The following is a 16,872-nucleotide window of genomic DNA, read 5'->3' on the forward strand; positions in this document are numbered from 1 at the left end:
GCTTCCGGTTGACCCCCCGCGGTTCACGGCTGGTACTCGTCCAGACACCGGATTGTGGATACCCGCAGCAACTGTCGCGGCCTGCAGTGAACACGGCCACTCTCATGACGCGCGGTGAGTACGAGCGCTCACTCTCGCTCAGCTACGCCGTGATGCACTGGCACACGGCCGGGGCTTTGCACGTCCGCTGCATTGAAGTCTCAAGGTAAGGGTGGCGCGCTTCAACTGGCGCCCCACCACCGGTCTGCCCCCCAGGCGAGGATGTACCCCTCCCCGTTCAGGGCCCAGTGCAGCGCCGCGGATGTCAGCAGGCTGCCGGATCTGCGACGCAGTTCGCAGAAGACCACGCCCGCGGCCGCTGTGCCGACGATGGCCGCGGCAACAGACAGCGCGACGCCGAGCGTGCTGTGGCCGAAGACGGCCCCGACCGCACTGTTGGCTCTGGTGATGCCCAGCGAGGGAAGCACATGCCAGAAGCCGAACAGGATCGAGGAGACCGATGTTGCCCAGGTGACGCCCCATCGCCGCTCGACCATGGCCCACAAGACGCCCCGGAACGCGACTTCCTCGAGCAGTACGGTGCCGAACGGCACGCGGATCAGCACCCGGAACAGCAGCTGGCCCACGGACAAGTCGTCGGCACGCTCATCCAGGAACAATGGGCGGGTGATCGGAACGGCCAACGCCATCAGATAGCTGAACAGCACCGCCCCGGCCAGGATCAGCCCCCACCGCAGTCCGCGGCCGAGCGTCGCCTCGCCGAGTCCGAGGCCGCCCCAAGTGATGCCGTCCCAGCGAGCAATCAGAATCAGCACCGCGGCCGCGGCGAGGCAGACGGGGACGTACAACTCGGGTGCGAGCCGGTTGTTAAGCGCGTTGACGACTACGAGAACGGCGACGGCCAGGAAGATCCGCATGATGATGCCAGGATCGTCGATCGGGCACCGTCACCGCTGGTTTCTCCGGCGTGTCCAGGGACGGCGCCGAGACACGACGCCAGACGCGGCGCATCGAGTCCCGTCTCGCTGATAGGTCGGTTGACCGATGCCGCCACACCGAGCCTTGGCGATCATTTGGCTGATCGAGTGGGTCGTCACCGCGGGATTGCCGTACGGCGGAACCTACCGCGGCCGTGACGCGGTGCTGGCCAACGTTTTCGCCCGGTTCGACACCGAGTGGGAGGACTTCGCGGTTGCTCCAGCTGAGCTCTTTGCCGTTGAGGACGTGGTGATCGCGCTCGGCAACTATCAGGGGCGACGCCGTGAGACCGGTAAGGCGATGACGGCACGCTTCGTCCACGTGTGGCGCTTTGAGCACGGTGTGCCGGTCGCCTTCGAGACCATCGCGGACACCCGCACCATGGTCGCCGCCATGGCGTAACCAGCCACCACCAGCCGGTCGGCGAGTGAACTTGTCCTACGTTTCTGGCGTGAGCCTGAGCCGGTCATTCGTAAGATCGGCGAGGCCCAGGACTCGGGGGAGGCCCAGTAGTCCTGGTCCAGACCGACCTGGCCCTGGGCGGCCTGGAAGCATTTTTCGACGCACCAACGGGTGAAGGTGAGTTCGCCGGTGGCGGGGTTGCGGCGGATCAGCAGGTGACGGTGGTCGCCGGTGCCGGACTGGATCCAGGCCCAGTCGTAGAAAGCGCGGGCCCTGCGCCCCTGCTCCGGCGCTTTGCCGGTGCCAGGCCGCGTCGGGCAGGCGGCCTGCGAGAGCGTCCGCCCGGCGGAGGGTGCGGCCGTGGTTGATCAGCACCCGGGTGGTGCAGCCGACGGCCAGGACGTAGCCCGTCCCGCGGGCCTCCAGAGCGGTACGAAGCTGCGGGTCCTGGCCGTAGGCTTCGGCGCCGGTCACCCAGGCGGAGGGTGACTCCGGTGTCCAGTGCGGCGGCGATCGTCTGCCAGGACAGGCGAGGCTTGGTCGCGAACGCCACGTCGTCGGGGATTCCTGCCGCGCTGCGGCGCTCGGCGTCGGAGCACCAGGAGTGCTCGGGCAGGTAGAGCCGACGGTCGATCAACGCCGGTGCTCTACTGGAAGCGTAGGCGAGGAACACCCCGACCTGGCTGTTCTCGATCCGCCTGGCGGTGCCGAGGTGGTCGAGGATGTACGCGCGGGCCTCGTCGCGGACAGCGTCCGCGTCCCAGTGGGAGCCGCGCAGCAGGCGGTGCATCGGCCCGGGGCGAGCGTGTCCTGCCTGTTCGGCCAGCTGCCAGCAGTTCTTCCGTTCGACGCCGGACAGCAGCCCGAGCAGATACGCACGGGCGGTGGCCCGGGGCTCTACCCGCCGGAACCGGCCCGCGATCCGGGCCATGGCCTGGTCGAACATCGCCCGCCAACGGGCAGGGTCCATGATCTGGCCTGCGGCCACCGCGCAATCCGCGCCACGATTTCCTTCTTCCTGGGTGGAGTTGGTCTGGGTTACCAGACGACCGGGCCGGCCTTGTCGAAGAAGCCGCCGGTCGGGCCGTCGGCTCCGATGGCGGCCATGCGGACGATGATCTCCGCGCCCTCTTCGACGCTGTTGGTGCCCTGGTGGCCGTTGAGGTCGGTGGCGGTGTAGCCGGGGTCGACGGCGTTGAACCGGATGGCGGGGTACGCCTTGGCGTACTGCGAGGTGACCATGACCAGCGCCGTCTTGGAGGAGTTGTAGTCCAGCAGCGCCACATGGAACTCAACGCGGCCCGGGTCGCCGGTCGCCGCCAGCGAGCCCAGGCCGCTGCTGACGTTGACGACGACCGGGGCGTCGCTGGCCTGCAGGAGCGGCAGGAAGGCGTGCGTGACGCGCACGACGCCGAAGACATTGGTGTCGTAGGTGGTCTGCATGTCGGATCCGGTGACTTCGCCGACCGGCTTGCCCGCGCCGACGATCCCGGCGTTGTTGACCAGGACGTCGAGGTGGCCGGCGTCCTCGCGGATGAATTCGGCGGCGGCTTTGACGGAGTCCTCGTCGGTGACGTCGATCTGGACGAAGCGGGTGCCGAGCTTGGCGGCCGCCTCCCGCCCGCGCCGGGCATCGCGTGCCCCGAGGTAGACGGTGTGTCCGGCCTCGATCAGGCGGCGGGCCGTCTCGAAGCCGAGGCCCTTGTTCGCTCCGGTGATCAGTGTGGTGGTCATGCGTTCACTCCGGTGATCGGTGGGTTGGTGATGCCTCCACCCTTGTCGCACCGCGGACGAACAGGCAGTACCCGCCCTTGCCTGTGGACTGGCAGTACCAGGCTGTCCGGGCGCGACGGCCGGATACTGGGGGCGTGAGCGAATCCAAGGAGCTGGGCAGGGCACTGCGCGGCTGGCGCGACCGCATGGCACCCGCCGAGGTCGGACTGCCCGCCGGCGGAGTACGGCGCGCCGCCGGACTGCGGCGCGAAGAACTGGCCCAGCTCGCCGGCCTGTCGGTGGACTACATCGTCCGCCTGGAACAGGGCCGGGCCACCTCCCCGTCCCCGCAGGTTCTGTCCGCGCTGGCCCGCGCTCTGCGGCTGTCGGCGGCCGAGCGCGAGCACCTGTATCTGCTCGCGGGCCAAGCGGCACCGGGCCCCGGGCAGCTGTTGGCTCACATCCCGCCCGGGGTTCGAAGGCTGCTCGACCAGTTGGACGGCGCACCGCTCAGCGTGCACGATGCGGCCTGGAACCTGATCCTGTGGAACCCGCGGTGGGCCGCCCTGTTCGGGGACGCGTCTGCGCTGCGCGGACGCGAGCGCAACATCGTGTGGCGCCACTTCGCCGGCCTGCCCAGCCGGGTCAGCCACACCCCCGAGCAGGAGGCCCGGTTCGAGGCGGCCGTGGTCGCAGATCTCAGAGCGGCGACCGCCCGCTACCCCACCGATGCCGGGCTGCGCTCCCTGATCAAGGACCTGCGGGGCGTCAGCACCGACTTCGCACGCCTGTGGGAGACGGGAATCGTGGGTGTCCACGAGACGGACACCAAGACCATCCACCACCCCGATGTCGGAATACTAACCCTCACCTGTGACGTCCTCATGGTTCCCGGCAGCGATCTACGCATCGTCGCCTACACCGCCGCCCCCGGCAGCGACGCCTCCGACCGGCTGAGGCTCCTCGACGTCATCGGCCCCCAGGCCATGACCGAGAACAGCACCCCGGCGTAGCAGCCAGCCGCGCCGCACACTACGCCCACGGCCAGCAGCCCGGCTCAGAACCGGGACAGCAACACCTCGGCGAACGCCGGTGTACGGGGGGTTACAGCGAGCCGTCGTCGGTGGTGGGTGCGCCCCGCATCCGCCGTGCTGCACCCGGCTGGGTCAGAACACGTCCGGGATACACGCTCCCGCGCCGCCCACCCGCACCCGAGGGCGCCTACCCGAGTGGGGCGACCAAGGTGTCGGATTGATTCGCGCGCCGAAGGGCGTCGGCAACGAATCCGCTGGCTTTGAGCTCCTCGACGAGGTCCCGTAGGAACTGGACGGTCTCGGGCCGCCGGGTCTTGGTCGTGCCCACCGCCTGCTGTATCTGCATGAACCGACCCTCGATCAGCCGGACTTCGGGATACGTCGCGGCGAACTCGGTCATGGGCTGCCTGATGCCGGCCGCAACCTCCAGGCCCTGAGCGCGGAATTCGTCGACTCCTTCCTCTCCGCGCACGACGCGCGCGTGCTGAAGGGTGCGGGAGAGGAAAAGGTCGTAGGCAGACCCACGCTTCACGCCAATACGCACGCCTGCATGGTCGACGTCAGCGGCGGTGGTGAAGGCTGAGTCGTGGGGTACGACGAACACACCCTCGATCACGACGTACGGTGCCGTGAAGGCAACCTCAGCCTCACGTACGGGTTCGACGGCCAGGAAGCACATGTCGGCCTGGCCTGCCGTCATCGCCTCGTACGACTTTCGCGCCGCGTCGAAGCAGACGAGTTCCACGGGCACGTTCAGCCGCGCACCGACCTCACGCGCAATGTCGACCGTAACGCCGGTCGGTGCCGTCGGCGTGCCCTGGGCCAGTACCGGATTACCCAGATTGATTGAGGCCCGCAGCGCGTCATTCGGCGCCAGATCCTTGGTGACGGCGGCAGTTACGATCTTCATGGAGCGGAGTGTAGGGCGCCTGTGCGACTGGGTAGCGGCGCGTCGGTTGCCACCGTCCTGCTGAACGTGATCAATCGTTCCCAAGGCCATAGGGGTGCTGACCTGCTGCCGATCATGGCCGGGTCCGGGTCAGGTACTCCGCAATGCGGTCCCCCCATGTACGGATGTCGGCGCGCGTTCGGGACACATGCAGGTCGGCGTGCGGCAGCAGCTGGGCCAACGTTTCCGCGGTCGACAGGGGGTGGCCCGGGTCATCCACCCAGGCCAGGATCAAGCTCGGCTGGCGCAGCGCGGCGATTGCCGTGGGGGAGGGCAGGTCGGACAGCGCCAGGCCGCGCAGGACGGACGGCAGTACCCGCTCGGCGGGCGTCGGCGGGAACTCGGGAACGTCGGCTACGACTGCGGGGCGAGGCTGTTTCCCCTTGGCGGCGAGCCAAGCGTCCACTCCCTCTCGTTCGATGGTGTCGGCGGATTCCCGGTTGTCCCGCGAATGCGCTTTCCGCGTCGTCCAAGCCGTGGGTGGGATGAGCAGGGCCAGTCGGGAGAACCGGTCGGGCGCCTGGATGGCGGCGTGCAGCACGGTGCCGCATCCCATCGACGCGCCCACGGCGACGAGGGGCTCGGCAGCGCCCAGTCGATCGAGCAGGGCCAGCAGATCGTCGGCGAGCGAGGGATAGGTGTAGTCCGTGTCCACGGGGTCGCCGGTGGATCGGCCGTGCGCCCGGGCGTCATAGCGGACCAGGCGCTGCCCCGCGTCCAGGACCGGCGCCCAGTCGAACAGGCCCATCCTGTCCTCGGTGGCCTGACTGACGAACCCGCCGTGCGCGTACACAGCGACAGGACCCTCACCTGCGTCGTCGTAGACCAGCTCGGCCCGGCGATGCCAGAAGCGGCCTTCCCTGACCGTGTGCCTGCCCACTGCCCTCATAGCCGCGCGCCTCGTCTCGGCACCTCTGCGTAAATCCTACGACTGCGCGATCAGAGCGGTCCGGCTGGAAACGGTGGAGAAACGGGCGGTCGCGGGCGTGACGGCGCAGGCTGGCGCGGCGGCGGGCGGCGGTTGTGGGCCACCAGGCCGACCGCCGTCGGGCTGATGAGGGGGGCGACCACAGCCGCCACGCCGACGAGGGCGCTCGCGCCGATGAGGTGCGAAAGCGCCGGTGCGGCGCTCGCGGCGAGCAGTGCTACCCCGGTGAGGCCGAGTAGCCTGCTGCTGTCGCTGGTGGGGGAGAGCCGTGCGCTCCCCGACTTCCTGACACCGCGGCCGACGGCCTTCGCTCCGACCGTTGAAGAACAGCTGGCCGTCGTACGCGAAACGCCCCTGGATCTCGTACGCCGCGACATGCTGGCGACGCATACACAAAGAGGCCAACTTCCTGAGGTCCTCCATGAGGTCACCGCTCCCGGTGACACGCCTGTCCGCAGGCTGCTGGACGCGGTCTGTGAGCTTCTGCAGCGCTACTGGGACCTGGCCTTCAGGTCGATGTGGCCGCAGATGCGGCTCGTGCTGGAAGCCGACATCACCTACCGCGCACGGCAGTTGGCCACGGGAGGTGCACGCCTGCTCTTCTCCGACATGCACCCGAATCTGCAATGGCAGGACGGGGTGCTGCACATCGACAAGATGATCGGCAGGCACCGTGTGGCTGCGTCCGGACGGGGACTGCTGCTGGTCCCGTCCCTGTTTGCCTACAAGCCCGTCCCCCCGCTCAGCCCGGAGGAACCGCCGATGCTGGCCTACCCCAGCCGAGGAATTGCGACTCTTTGGGCAGAGGCGCCGGTGGTTGACGCGACGGCTCTCACGTCGCTTCTCGGCGCGCCCCGGGCGAGGCTGCTCGGCATGCTCGGCGACTCGCTGTCCACGGTCGAGATCGCCCGTCGCCTCAAAGTGACCCCGAGCGCCGTCTCGCAGCATCTGCAAGTGCTCTACGCGACGGGTCTCGTGGCCCGGGCCCGCGACGGGCGGGGCGTGCTGTACCGCCGCAGTCCGCTCGGCGACCAGCTGACCGGCTAGCCAACGCGGCCCTACCTGCGGTGGACTTGCTCTGCCTGTGGTCCCTTGGGCCCCTGGGTGACGTCGTATTCGACCTTGTCACCCTCCTGCAGCTCTTTGAAGCCGGTGGTCTGGATGGCGGAGAAGTGGACGAACACGTCCGGGCCGCCGTCGTCCTGCTGGATGAAGCCGAAGCCCTTGTCGGCGTTGAACCACTTCACAGTGCCTGTTGCCATCAGTCCAAATCCCTTGTCCCATGACGCGGCACGGCCTTGGCCGTGCCCCGTAGCCCGTCGCGGCTACGGCTCCTGAACCTTGCCACCGCGAGCCGGCTTCCGTCACTGAACGCACCGCCCAAGTCGCCCGGACAGCTGGTACTCCAACGGCATTCGGAGGGCAACTGGAGCCGGCATCGCCATGCTCGTGTTCTTCCGTCGCGCACGGCACGCGGGCAAGGAGCCGGCCGCCACGAAGGCGGGCGAGGCCCAGCCGGACGTCGCCCGCGCGCTGCCCAACCCGCAGGTCGGCGACCTGCTGCAGGCATTGTCCACCAACTGCGCCGACCAGGCCTTGCTACAGATGCAAATGACCGGCCGGTGGCCTCTCGCGCCTGGAGGGTCGCGGGGGCAGCCACCGGCCGGTCATGCGCCGGGCTGTTACAGCATGGGGTCGATGTCGCCGGCGCCCATGCCGCGTTCCTGCTCGCTTTGCTCCTTGAGACGACGGGCCTTCTCCTTCAGCCGCTGACGCTCTTCCGGGTCTGTGACACGCTCCGCGGCCTGCTCCATCTCCTGCGCCTTCTGACGCATCTGCTGGGCACGACCGCCAGACTCGCCTGCAACGCTCATGATCACTCCTTAGTGTGACGGGGAGAGCGGGCCACACCAGCGAACCAGCGCCCCCACGACCGCGCATCTCGAACGGTCACCCACCGCTATCTACGCAGCCCGAGAGCTATGTCGGCCTTCCAGATCTGCGCGATGAGGGGATCCATGATCAGGCGAACCCCGCCGTGACTCAGATCGTGAACTCGCTCAGCAGGCCGGAGTACTTCTTGGGGTGCGGGGCGGCGTACTCCCCTTGTTTGTTGGTCCGCGGGCCCAGGGACACCAGAGACTCGACGTGCTTCACGGCAGCAGTAACGCCATCGATCACCTGCGCTCCGACCTGCCGGGAGAGCGCTGGGCCCAGCGGTGCCATGCCCGCGCAGCCGAGCACGATGGAGTCGCATCGGTCCCGGGCCACGGCCTCCATGCACATCTCGGTCACGATCTTCATCGTGTCCGAGGCCGGATCATCGAGATCGAGGCCGCGCTTGTGGAGATCCACCGCGGTGTCCGCGACGCCGAGATCATGGCTGCCGAGGCCGATCGCGACTGCGCACGGCCGCGATTCGTGGTGCATCTGGTGGTAATCCCAAAGGAGTTGGGCGTCCTCCCACGACTGCTCCGAGATCACGGCCGCGTCGCCTCTGGTCTTGCGCCGAGTCGGGCACCTTGAAGTCGTACTACCACGCGAAGCGTGAGGCCGCGTGGAGTCCGATGGCGAACTCAACTACCGTGCCGTCAGCCGTCAGCCGTCAGCCGTCAGCCGTCAGCCGTCAGCCGTCAGCCGTCAGCCGTCAGCCGTCAGCCGTCAGCCGTCAGCCGTCAGCCGTGAACGTGGTGCGGTGCAGCTCGACGACCCACTCTCGCGGGGTCAGTTGAAGGAGCTTCGCCTCCTCCGCCGTGGGGACGCGGGCAAAGAGCTGCTCCTTGTAGTAGCCGGTCAGAGTGCGCGTGGGCTGGTCGCCCCGCCCTCCTTCACCAGGCGAGCGCGCGCGTATACCTCGGCACCGATAGGCAGGCCGTGCGCATCAGCGACCCGACGGGGCTGCGACACGGGAGACCGTCTGGGTCTGTTCGCCACGCCGGAGAGCGGCACCGCCCGCGACGGCCGACAAATCTCAACAGGACAGCATGCGTCGGTCAGATGGCGGGTCAGGCCGCCTCGGGCGGCGCCATCGGCATCCTCACAGTCAGATGCTGGCGTCGCTCGGTCGGCGCACCTGCCGCGCAGGACGCAGCTGTCAGTCGCCGTCGGTCGGCCGTACCGGAGCACGCAGCGCGGTGGCGATGTCGGCGAGGTAGTGCTCGACAGGGCCGAGGGTGACCAGGCCGCTGCCCGCACCCGCGAGCTCGTCGGCGGCCGGCAGCAGGCGGGTGTAGACCCGCTCCAGCACGACCTGGTCACCGATTTCCAGTGCGACAGTGGCCTCCAGACAGCAGCACGCCTCGTACAGCAAGTCCCGTGGCGGCTCCGGCAGCGCGCGCAATGCCGCCCGCGCCTCGGTATGGCGACCGGCTGCCACCATGGCGAACGGCTCGGCCCAGGGACGGAAAGGGCCCCAGTCCGCCTGTAGGTCCACCTCGACCGACTCCAGCCCGGACGGCATCTTGTGCGCCAGTCGCAGGCACAGCAGCGCGAACGGCAGAATGCCGCGCTCCAGGCCCGGCATACCAGCACCGTCCAGCCGTGCGGCGGCACTCCGGTAGGCGGCCTCAGCCTGCGACAGCCGCCCGGACGCGGCCTGCCGCAGCGCCCCGTACCACTGGGTGAACACGCCCGCCAACGGCAGTTCGTGGCGCCCGGCCAGGCGGTCCGCGGCGGCGGCATGCCCGTCCGCCGCCGGGAAGTCGCCGAGCGCGCTGCGTGCCTGAAGCCGGATGAGGTGGCCGAGTACCTCGTAGGTCACCAGTCCGTGCCGGGAGGCCAGCGCGATCAACTCCGCGCCGATCTCATCCCGTCGCGGGGCGAGGCCCGCCCGGATGAAGGACTGCATGAACGCCCCGTTCAGGGTGAACGCCAGCAGCGCGGGATCGTCGAGACGACGGGCGATCTCTTCCGCCTCGTGGGCGGCTTGGGGGCCGCGTTGTGTCCGGGTGCCGCGCATCTCCAGTGCGATCGTGGCCAGCAGGCGGCAGCGCGCCGCCTCGTGCGAGTGGCCCGGCAGGGCGATGAGGGCGCTCTCGGCGGCCGCGACAATCCGCTGGGCCAGCTCCGGATCGTCGCTACGGGTCCAGATCGCGGGGACGTCGTAGGCACCGATCACCCGGGCGGTCAGTTCCGGGTCGCCGAACTCCTCCGCTGCCGTGATGGCCTCCACGCGGTGCTGTCGGGCCGCCTCCAGGCCACCGCCCCCGGTCACTGCGAGGTTCCGGATCAGGCTCACCGTCGTCTCGAGGCGGGCGCGGGCACCGGTGGCGACCGTGCGGTCGTAGGCTGCCGCCGCCCGCGTCCACAGTCGGCCCGCCGTCGCCGTCGGCTCAGCCGGAAGATCAAGGCACGGCTCCTGGTTGAGGATGTCCGCCTGCAAGCGGCGCAGCTGCGGGCCGGGGTCCACGCCCAGCTGGTCGGCCAGGACCGCCCGGGCCCTGCGCAGCACGCCAAGAGCATCCCCCTGACGGCCCTGCCGGTACAGTGCCAGCGCCAGCAGCCGCCAGGCGTCCTCGCGCCAGGGATGATCGGCAAGGTGAACGTCCAGGTCGGGCACCACCTCGGCGGCCCGGCCGAGGGCCAGTTGCGTCCCGGCTCGCCGCTCCACCGCCTGTAGCCGCAGCTCGGCGAGGCGGGAACGCTCGCCGCGGGCCCAGTCCTCCTGCGTGAACTCGGCGTAGGCGGGACCTCGCCACAGCCCCAGTGCTTCCTCCAGCCGCGGCAGCGCATCCGCGGCCGGCAGATTCGCGGCGGCGCCGACGGCTGCCTCGAAGCGCCAGGCATCCACGGCGTCCGGCTCCGGGCGCAGCGCGTACCCCGGTCCTTCGGTGACCAGCAGGTGGGCAGGGGCCCGGGGCGGACGGTCCGGTTCGAGGGCTCGGCGAAGCGCGGCGACAAAGGTCTGTACGGCGCCCACGGCGCCCGGCGGGGGAACTGTCCACAGGTCCTCGACCAGGTGGGCGACAGGGACGACACGTCGGCGGGCCACGATCAGCCGCGCCAGCACTGCCCGGTGCCGCGGCCCCTTCAATGCGAGCGTGCCACCGCTGCTCTCGGCGACCACGGGCCCGAGCACACCGAATGCGACCGGCTCCATACCCACCTCTCCGGACCTCCTGCCGCCACGGTACGCGCTGATTACCTGCTGATTCGCGCCCGGCAGGCTCAAGGTGTCCGTCACCTTCCGCCGTCCGAAAGGGCGAACCATGACACCGACCATCCCCGGCTTCGACTACCGGCGGGTCCCCGTCGCCGACGATGTCGCGCTCAACGTTGCCGTCGCAGGATCCGGCAGCCCGATCGTGCTGCTGCACGGTTTCCCGCAGACCCACCTGATGTGGCGGCACGTGGCTGTCGACCTCGCGGCCGACCATACGGTCATCTGCCCCGACCTGCGAGGCTACGGCGCCAGCGACAAGCCCGCCGATACGGCCGACACCGACGGGACCATCTACTCCAAGCGCACCATGGCCGCGGATATCATCGCGCTCGCCCATGCGCTGGGCCACGAGCGTTTCGCTCTGGCGGGGCACGACCGGGGTGCCCTGGTCGCTATCCGCGCCGGCCTCGACCACCCCGAAGCAATCACCCACCTCGCCTCCCTCGACGTGCTGCCCACGCTCGACATGTGGGACGTCATGCGCGGCACCGGCGCGGCCGTCGGCTTCCACCTCTACCTGATGGCCCAGCCGCCCGGCCTGCCCGAGCAGATGATCCACGCCACAGCGGACGCCTTCTTCGGCCACTTCCTCGACATCTGGACGCACAACCCACAGGCGATCCCGGCCGAGCTACGCGCCACCTACCTGGCAGAGTCTCGCGCCGCCGTCCCCTCCATCGTCGCCGACTACCGGGCCTCCGCCGGCATCGACGTCGAACACGACCGGGCCGACCGCGACGCCGGGAACCAGCTGCGGATGCCGGTGACCGTTCTCCAGCAGGACTGGGGCGCGGCCCTGGGCTTCGACGCCACCGCACTGTGGAACGCCTGGGCACCCGACCTGCAGCACACCACCGTCGCCTGCGGCCACTTCATGGCCGAGGAAGCCCCCGCCGACGTCGTCAAGGCCATCCGAGACCTCCTCGCCCGCTGCTGAACGTTTCATCCACCCCGACAGACCAGACCAGACCAGCCCAGCCCGCGAATTGGCTACTAGTGCCGCGTCAGGGAACCTTTGCGACATTAAAACGCGATGTGACCGGAGACGGCGTTCGGCGACACCCGCACCTGAGCGGGTGTGCGTGTCGCGCCTCAAGCTTCCTGGCAGGGCAGTCCGTCGGCCACCGGAAGGCCAGCTTTCCTGAGGCGGGCAAGACGGCGCTGGCTGCGGGCCGCTCGCGTCCCTCGACTAGGGAGCAGAAGCACGAGGCGGGGGTCGCCGACCTGACCCAGGCCCTGGGCGAGGCCGCAGTCGGGTTACGGGTCTTGGAAGAAGTCCGCGGAGGGCCGGCCGTGCCCTTTACGGAGGAGCTGCCGATCCAGCTCGACGATGAGGTGGTCGTCCGCGCTGGCGTAGCGCTTTTCGTTCCAGAAAGGCGCGGGCCGGTGCGGCGACTATCTCATCGTCGAGGGCGACCATCTCGTGCTGTTGGTCCGCTACAGAGGTGGTGCCTCTTTGGGCTTACTTGGATTCGACCCGTCCGAGCGGATTGGGTCCGGCCGTCAGCGCGTCACGCGCCGCCTGCCAAGCGGAATCCCCGGGGTAGAGCTCGGTGCGGAGGTAGGCCCAGGTGAGCCACTGGACCGCAGACACTCGCTCGGGGTTCTCGTCCGTAGTCTCGGCGACGTCATATCCAGAGACCCCGCCGAGCCCGTGCTCTGCGTCAAACAGGGTGAACAGGGACTTGGGGCCCGGGGAGAGGAAGTACGGATCGGCGTGCCAGTCCGGGCCACGAACCGTCAGGTGGGCAGAGTCGTCCTTATCGCCGGCGACCACGAGCGCGGGCGTCGTCATCTCGGAGAAGTCCGTGGTCAAGAAGAAAGAAAGATTCTCGGCCGCGAATTCGCTGAGGGCATCGCCGCCTCTGCCGGGCGCGGCAAGCAGTACACCCGCCTTGATCCGGGACTCGACCAGGTTCACTTCCGTTCCGTCGAGCGGATCGATGAGCCGGGCGCCCAGCAGCAGGCTCGCGGTGTGCCCGCCCATCGAGTGCCCGGCTACGGCGACCTTGCTTCGGTCCAGGCGCCCGAGGAGCTGCGGGACGGCGGCCTCGATCACGTCGAGCTGGTCGAGGATGCGCTTCATGTCCTCGGCCCGTGATCGCCAGTACAGAGGCGCCCCGGGGGTATCGGGATCCAGGCTCAGCGTCCTCGAGCTCAGATGGGTGGGCTGGATCACGACAAAGCCGTGCGCCGCCCAGAAGTTGGCGAGGGGGGCGTAGCCGTTCAGCGAGGAGAGGTTGTTCGAGTAGCTCTGACCGTGCGAGAGGAGGATGACCGGACCGCGCTGCTGAGGTCGTAGCGCGGCTGAGTCGAATACGCCGAGTCGGCGCGTTCGCGTGCTCGGGGTTCGCGTCAGCGGGCCTGTAGTGCCTGCGCTCCCCGGAGCTCGGCACCGTCACTGCGGGCTTCTGCCCCAACTCGTCCCAAGTTTTTGAGGCTCTTCTGGCGTGACGTGATCGGCTCGGCGCTGTTTGATTTTTTCTCTTGGTCAGGCGGTTGACATCCCCTGCCCCTTGACTCATGCTCTCTCTCAACTGGTCATGACCAGACACTACCAGCCGCGAAAAGCTCGACCGGGCCATACCGCTCGGGACGGCGCGGTGGGGCCCTTGCCGCAACGGCCTCGCCGCTCAATGCCGCTGGGCAGTCCCCGAAGATCTGAGAAAGGCACGAGTGTTGGAAATGCGAGTAGGTCTCATCGGCGCGGGCGCTCTGGGCGCCCTCCACGCGGTGAACCTTGCATCGGTGCCGGACTGCCGGTTGCTGGCTGTCGCTTCGGAGCAGGTCTCGCCCGCCGCTCTGGATGCTGTCCGCTCCACAGGCGCCGACGAAGTGGGTGTTGAGGAAGTCCTCGACCCGGAGCATGTCGACGCGGTCATCATCGCGACGCCGACGGACACGCACGCCTACTACGCGCTCCTTGCGATCAACGCCGGACTGCCGGTGTTCGTCGAGAAGCCGCTTGCGAGGACGCCTGCCGAGGCGCGCATGGTCCGCGACCGTGCCGCCGCCCAGGGTGTGAAGCTGGCTGTAGGGCACGTCGTGCGGTACTTCCCCGAGTACGCCGTGGCTCGGGACCTGGTCCGGGATGGCGAGTTGGGCACCCCGTCCGTGGCCCGTCTGGCCCGGTTGAACACAGCTCCGGCAGGTGTCGGCAAGTGGTACGGCGACGTGGCCAGGAGCGGCGGTGTCCTGCTCGACATGGCGATCCACGACGTCGACTGGTGCCTGTGGACTTTCGGTCCGGCCGCCCGTGTGTACGCGGTATCAGCAGGTGGCCCGGACGGCCCCGTCATCGCCCTGACCATCCGTCATGCAGCTGGCACCATCTCGTACATCGACGCGAGCTGGCGGGAGGAATCCTTCACCACCCGCCTCGAGGTGGCCGGCACACAAGGCCTCTACCGCGCGGACGGTTCCGGAAGCGCAGGATTTGCGTCCGCACGCGGCGATGCGCGGACGTATCTCCCCCCGGCGTCGGCGAGCGACGATCCCTATGTGATGGAACTGCGGGCGGCGATCGACTGGTTCCGCGGTGGGCCGCCGCCGCGCGCCACCGTCGCCGACGCGTGCGACGCCGTCGAGGTCATCGAGGCTGCCCAGCGCAGCATCGACACCGGTCGCCCCATCGCCCTGGAAGGAGCCCTGGCGTGATCAAGATCGGATTCCTCGGCTGCGCGCATGTGCATGCTGCCACCTACTGCCAAGAGCTGCGCCTTTCTCAACAGGGACGCCCCGTCGCCGTCTTCGACCACGACCGTGCCCGCGCGGACGCCTTCGCCGCCGCCCACGATCTGACCGTCGCCCCGACCCCCGAGGGCCTGTGCGCCATGGTCGACGCGGTCATCATCACCGGCGAGCATGTGACCTACCCCGAATACGTGGCCGTGGCCGCCACCGCCGATGTCCCCGTGCTCTGTGAGAAGCCCCTCGGCACTTCGGCCGAGGCCGCCAAGGCCATCCTGAGTTCGGGCGCCTGGCTTTCGGTGGCTTTTCCGGTGCGCTACGCCCCGCCCGTACGGCAGGCGAAGGCGGCGATCGAGAACGGATCGCTCGGTGCCCTCGTCGCCATGAGCGGAACCAATCACGCCGCCTTCCCCGGTGGATTCTTCGGCACCCGCAGCGAGTCGGGCGGCGGCGCCCTCATCGACCACGTGGTGCATCTGGCCGACGCTCTGCGCTGGCTGACCGGGTGTGAGTACCGGACCGTCTATGCGGAGGCCGGCAGATTCAGCCGGGTCGGTGACGTGGAGGACGCGGGGCAGGTCGTCGTCACAACAACTGACGGCGCCTGGGCGAGCATCGACCCGAGCTGGTCACGTCCGGTCGGCATGCCCGGGGCCAACGACCTGGTGATGACCCTGTGGTTCGAGAACGGCCGGCTCTCGATCGACGCCTTCGCACGCCATGCCTCGCTCGTCGACGAGGACGGCGCCGTCACCCACCTGCCGTACGGCCGAAGCATGGACGCAGAGCTTCTTGACGACTGGCTCACCGCGATCCGGCTTGGCTCGGCACCACCCGTCCCGATGGACGACGGCTGGAAGGCCACCCAGGTCGCGCTCGCCGCCCTGACATCTGCCCAGTACGGAACAGTCGTCGACATTACGGACCAGGAGGACAGGTCGGCATGAAGAGCAGTGCAAACAGAAGTGGTCTCCTGAGGCGCTTCGGTCTCTGGCTGGTGTTCGCACTCGTCACCAGCGTCCTGATGGCCGTGTCCCCGACGTTCCGCTCCTCGGTCAACCTGGAAAACATCCTGGAGCAGAACGCCGTTATCGGCATCGTCGCCTGCGGCATGGCTGTCATGATGATCTCCGGCGGCTTTGACCTGTCCGTCGGAGCCGTCGGAGCCACCACGTCGGTCGTAGGGGCAGTCGTCGCCAGTCGCGGCCACGGCGCCCTCGTGACCATCGGCGCCGGGCTCGTCGCGGGCATCGCAGTCGGTGTCGCCAACGGCATCCTGATCGCGAAGATCCGTATCAACGCCTTCGTCGCCACCTTCGCCATGGCCAGTATCGTCTCCGGCCTGCTGTTCGTCGCCACCGGCGCCGAGTCCAAGCAGGGCGTGACACCCCTGCTGGAAAGCGCCGCCAACGCACGGGTCGCCGGCATCCCGGTGATCTTCGCCGTCTTCATGTGTTGCCTGCTTGCGGTGTGGTTCCTGCTGACCCGCACCAAGTACGGGCACTACATCTACAGCGTCGGCGGCAACGCCGAGGCCAGCCACCTGTCGGGCGTCCCCGTACAGCGCGTGCAGATCTTCGCCTTCGCCATGGGCGGCCTGCTGGCCGCAGGCGCGGGCCTGCTGCTCCTCGGCCAGACGATGGTCGGGCAGCCCTCGGCCGCGGCCGACTGGCCCCTGGAGGCCATCGCCATCTGCGTGGTTGGTGGCATCGCCTTGACCGGCGGCGTCGGGCGCATCGAGGACGTCCTCGCCGCGACCCTCCTCCTCGGCGTCATCTCCAACGGCCTCAACCAGCTCAACGTCTCGCCCTACTGGAAGCCTGCCGTCACCGGACTGGTGATCCTCATGGCCGTCGTCATCGACCGCTACAGCAGGCTCCACAACGGCGCCGGGCGCGGCAGCAGGAACTCCCCGACCTCTGCCGCGCCCGGCGCGCCCACCACCACCCCACTGACCCCGTCGGCCTCGACCTGACCGCCGACTGGTACGTCCCCTGCGCGGCGCACGCGCTGAGGA

General features: G+C 69.1%; 17 protein-coding genes and 2 pseudogenes. 7 read left to right on the plus strand and 12 right to left on the minus strand.

Annotated features, from left to right (window positions below):
• Positions 1 to 221: 221 nt before the first annotated feature.
• Positions 222 to 917, minus strand: coding sequence for a CPBP family intramembrane glutamic endopeptidase (locus QFZ67_RS37290; RefSeq protein ID WP_307665461.1), 696 nt, complete (start codon positions 915 to 917; stop codon positions 222 to 224).
• 127 nt (positions 918 to 1,044) lie between these two features.
• On the opposite strand from QFZ67_RS37290, the gene QFZ67_RS37295 reads away from it, so the two are divergent.
• Positions 1,045 to 1,380 carry a nuclear transport factor 2 family protein gene (locus QFZ67_RS37295; RefSeq protein WP_307665462.1) on the plus strand — a complete coding sequence of 112 codons (336 nt, stop codon included), beginning with the start codon at positions 1,045 to 1,047 and terminating at the stop codon, positions 1,378 to 1,380.
• Positions 1,381 to 1,588: 208 nt separating this feature from the next.
• On the opposite strand, the gene QFZ67_RS37300 is transcribed toward QFZ67_RS37295, so the two are convergent.
• Both QFZ67_RS37300 and QFZ67_RS37305 read right to left on the minus strand, forming a co-directional pair.
• Positions 1,589 to 2,368 carry a transposase gene (locus tag QFZ67_RS37300; RefSeq protein ID WP_307665463.1) on the minus strand — a complete coding sequence of 260 codons (780 nt, stop codon included), beginning with the start codon at positions 2,366 to 2,368 and terminating at the stop codon, positions 1,589 to 1,591.
• Between the two features lie 50 nt (positions 2,369 to 2,418).
• Positions 2,419 to 3,114, minus strand: a complete 696-nt coding sequence (locus QFZ67_RS37305) for an SDR family oxidoreductase (RefSeq protein WP_307665464.1) — start codon at positions 3,112 to 3,114, stop codon at positions 2,419 to 2,421.
• A gap of 185 nt (positions 3,115 to 3,299) precedes the next feature.
• On the opposite strand from QFZ67_RS37305, the gene QFZ67_RS37310 reads away from it, so the two are divergent.
• On the plus strand, positions 3,300 to 4,106 hold the full coding sequence (locus QFZ67_RS37310) for a helix-turn-helix transcriptional regulator (protein ID WP_373430260.1): 807 nt from the start codon (positions 3,300 to 3,302) through the stop codon (positions 4,104 to 4,106).
• Between the two features lie 208 nt (positions 4,107 to 4,314).
• Here QFZ67_RS37310 and QFZ67_RS37315 read toward each other — a convergent pair whose 3' ends face one another.
• The gene (locus QFZ67_RS37315) at positions 4,315 to 5,037 is read right to left on the minus strand and encodes a transporter substrate-binding domain-containing protein (RefSeq protein ID WP_307666107.1); all 723 of its coding nucleotides are present in this window, start codon (positions 5,035 to 5,037) and stop codon (positions 4,315 to 4,317) included.
• Positions 5,038 to 5,149: 112 nt separating this feature from the next.
• Positions 5,150 to 5,965, minus strand: coding sequence for an alpha/beta fold hydrolase (locus QFZ67_RS37320; RefSeq protein ID WP_307665466.1), 816 nt, complete (start codon positions 5,963 to 5,965; stop codon positions 5,150 to 5,152).
• Positions 5,966 to 6,229: 264 nt separating this feature from the next.
• Here QFZ67_RS37320 and QFZ67_RS37325 point away from each other — a divergent pair, with 264 nt between their 5' ends.
• Positions 6,230 to 7,051: an ArsR/SmtB family transcription factor gene (locus QFZ67_RS37325; protein WP_373430176.1), complete on the plus strand. Its 822-nt coding sequence runs from the start codon at positions 6,230 to 6,232 to the stop codon at positions 7,049 to 7,051.
• A gap of 11 nt (positions 7,052 to 7,062) precedes the next feature.
• Here QFZ67_RS37325 and QFZ67_RS37330 read toward each other — a convergent pair whose 3' ends face one another.
• The 6 genes and pseudogenes from QFZ67_RS37330 to QFZ67_RS37350 all read right to left on the minus strand — a co-directional run bounded on the left by QFZ67_RS37330 (position 7,063) and on the right by QFZ67_RS37350 (position 11,102).
• On the minus strand, positions 7,063 to 7,266 hold the full coding sequence (locus QFZ67_RS37330; protein WP_307665468.1) for a cold-shock protein: 204 nt from the start codon (positions 7,264 to 7,266) through the stop codon (positions 7,063 to 7,065).
• Between the two features lie 420 nt (positions 7,267 to 7,686).
• Positions 7,687 to 7,878, minus strand: a complete 192-nt coding sequence (locus QFZ67_RS37335) for a DUF6381 family protein (protein WP_307665469.1) — start codon at positions 7,876 to 7,878, stop codon at positions 7,687 to 7,689.
• A gap of 169 nt (positions 7,879 to 8,047) precedes the next feature.
• Positions 8,048 to 8,359, minus strand: a complete 312-nt coding sequence (locus QFZ67_RS37340) for an aspartate/glutamate racemase family protein (protein WP_373430261.1) — start codon at positions 8,357 to 8,359, stop codon at positions 8,048 to 8,050.
• Positions 8,336 to 8,488: pseudogene (locus tag QFZ67_RS39245) on the minus strand (YdcF family protein); the annotation flags it as partial. The pseudogene QFZ67_RS39245 and the gene QFZ67_RS37340, both read right to left, overlap by 24 nt.
• 49 nt (positions 8,489 to 8,537) lie before the next feature.
• Positions 8,538 to 8,963 (minus strand): annotated as a pseudogene (locus QFZ67_RS37345) (hypothetical protein); the annotation flags it as partial.
• A 135-nt stretch (positions 8,964 to 9,098) separates the two neighbouring features.
• Entirely contained in the window at positions 9,099 to 11,102 is a 2,004-nt protein-coding gene (locus QFZ67_RS37350; RefSeq protein WP_307665471.1) for a BTAD domain-containing putative transcriptional regulator, read from the minus strand.
• Between the two features lie 109 nt (positions 11,103 to 11,211).
• Between QFZ67_RS37350 and QFZ67_RS37355 the strand changes: the two genes are divergently transcribed.
• Entirely contained in the window at positions 11,212 to 12,102 is an 891-nt protein-coding gene (locus QFZ67_RS37355; RefSeq protein WP_307665472.1) for an alpha/beta fold hydrolase, read from the plus strand.
• Between the two features lie 525 nt (positions 12,103 to 12,627).
• Here the strand turns inward: QFZ67_RS37355 and QFZ67_RS37360 are convergent.
• Entirely contained in the window at positions 12,628 to 13,440 is an 813-nt protein-coding gene (locus QFZ67_RS37360) for a chlorophyllase (protein ID WP_307666108.1), read from the minus strand.
• Positions 13,441 to 13,850: 410 nt separating this feature from the next.
• Between QFZ67_RS37360 and QFZ67_RS37365 the strand changes: the two genes are divergently transcribed.
• From QFZ67_RS37365 to QFZ67_RS37375, 3 genes are read left to right on the plus strand one after another with little or no spacing between them, the layout of a single operon-like run.
• The gene (locus QFZ67_RS37365; RefSeq protein ID WP_307665473.1) at positions 13,851 to 14,822 is read left to right on the plus strand and encodes a Gfo/Idh/MocA family protein; all 972 of its coding nucleotides are present in this window, start codon (positions 13,851 to 13,853) and stop codon (positions 14,820 to 14,822) included.
• Positions 14,819 to 15,802, plus strand: coding sequence for a Gfo/Idh/MocA family protein (locus QFZ67_RS37370; RefSeq protein ID WP_307665474.1), 984 nt, complete (start codon positions 14,819 to 14,821; stop codon positions 15,800 to 15,802). Before QFZ67_RS37365 ends, QFZ67_RS37370 begins: the two co-directional genes overlap by 4 nt.
• On the plus strand, positions 15,799 to 16,830 hold the full coding sequence (locus tag QFZ67_RS37375; protein WP_307665475.1) for an ABC transporter permease: 1,032 nt from the start codon (positions 15,799 to 15,801) through the stop codon (positions 16,828 to 16,830). The genes QFZ67_RS37370 and QFZ67_RS37375 overlap by 4 nt, the downstream gene beginning before the upstream one ends.
• Positions 16,831 to 16,872 lie beyond the last annotated feature (42 nt).

This window comes from Streptomyces sp. V1I1 (genome assembly GCF_030817355.1).
Classification (GTDB): Bacteria; Actinomycetota; Actinomycetes; order Streptomycetales; family Streptomycetaceae; genus Streptomyces.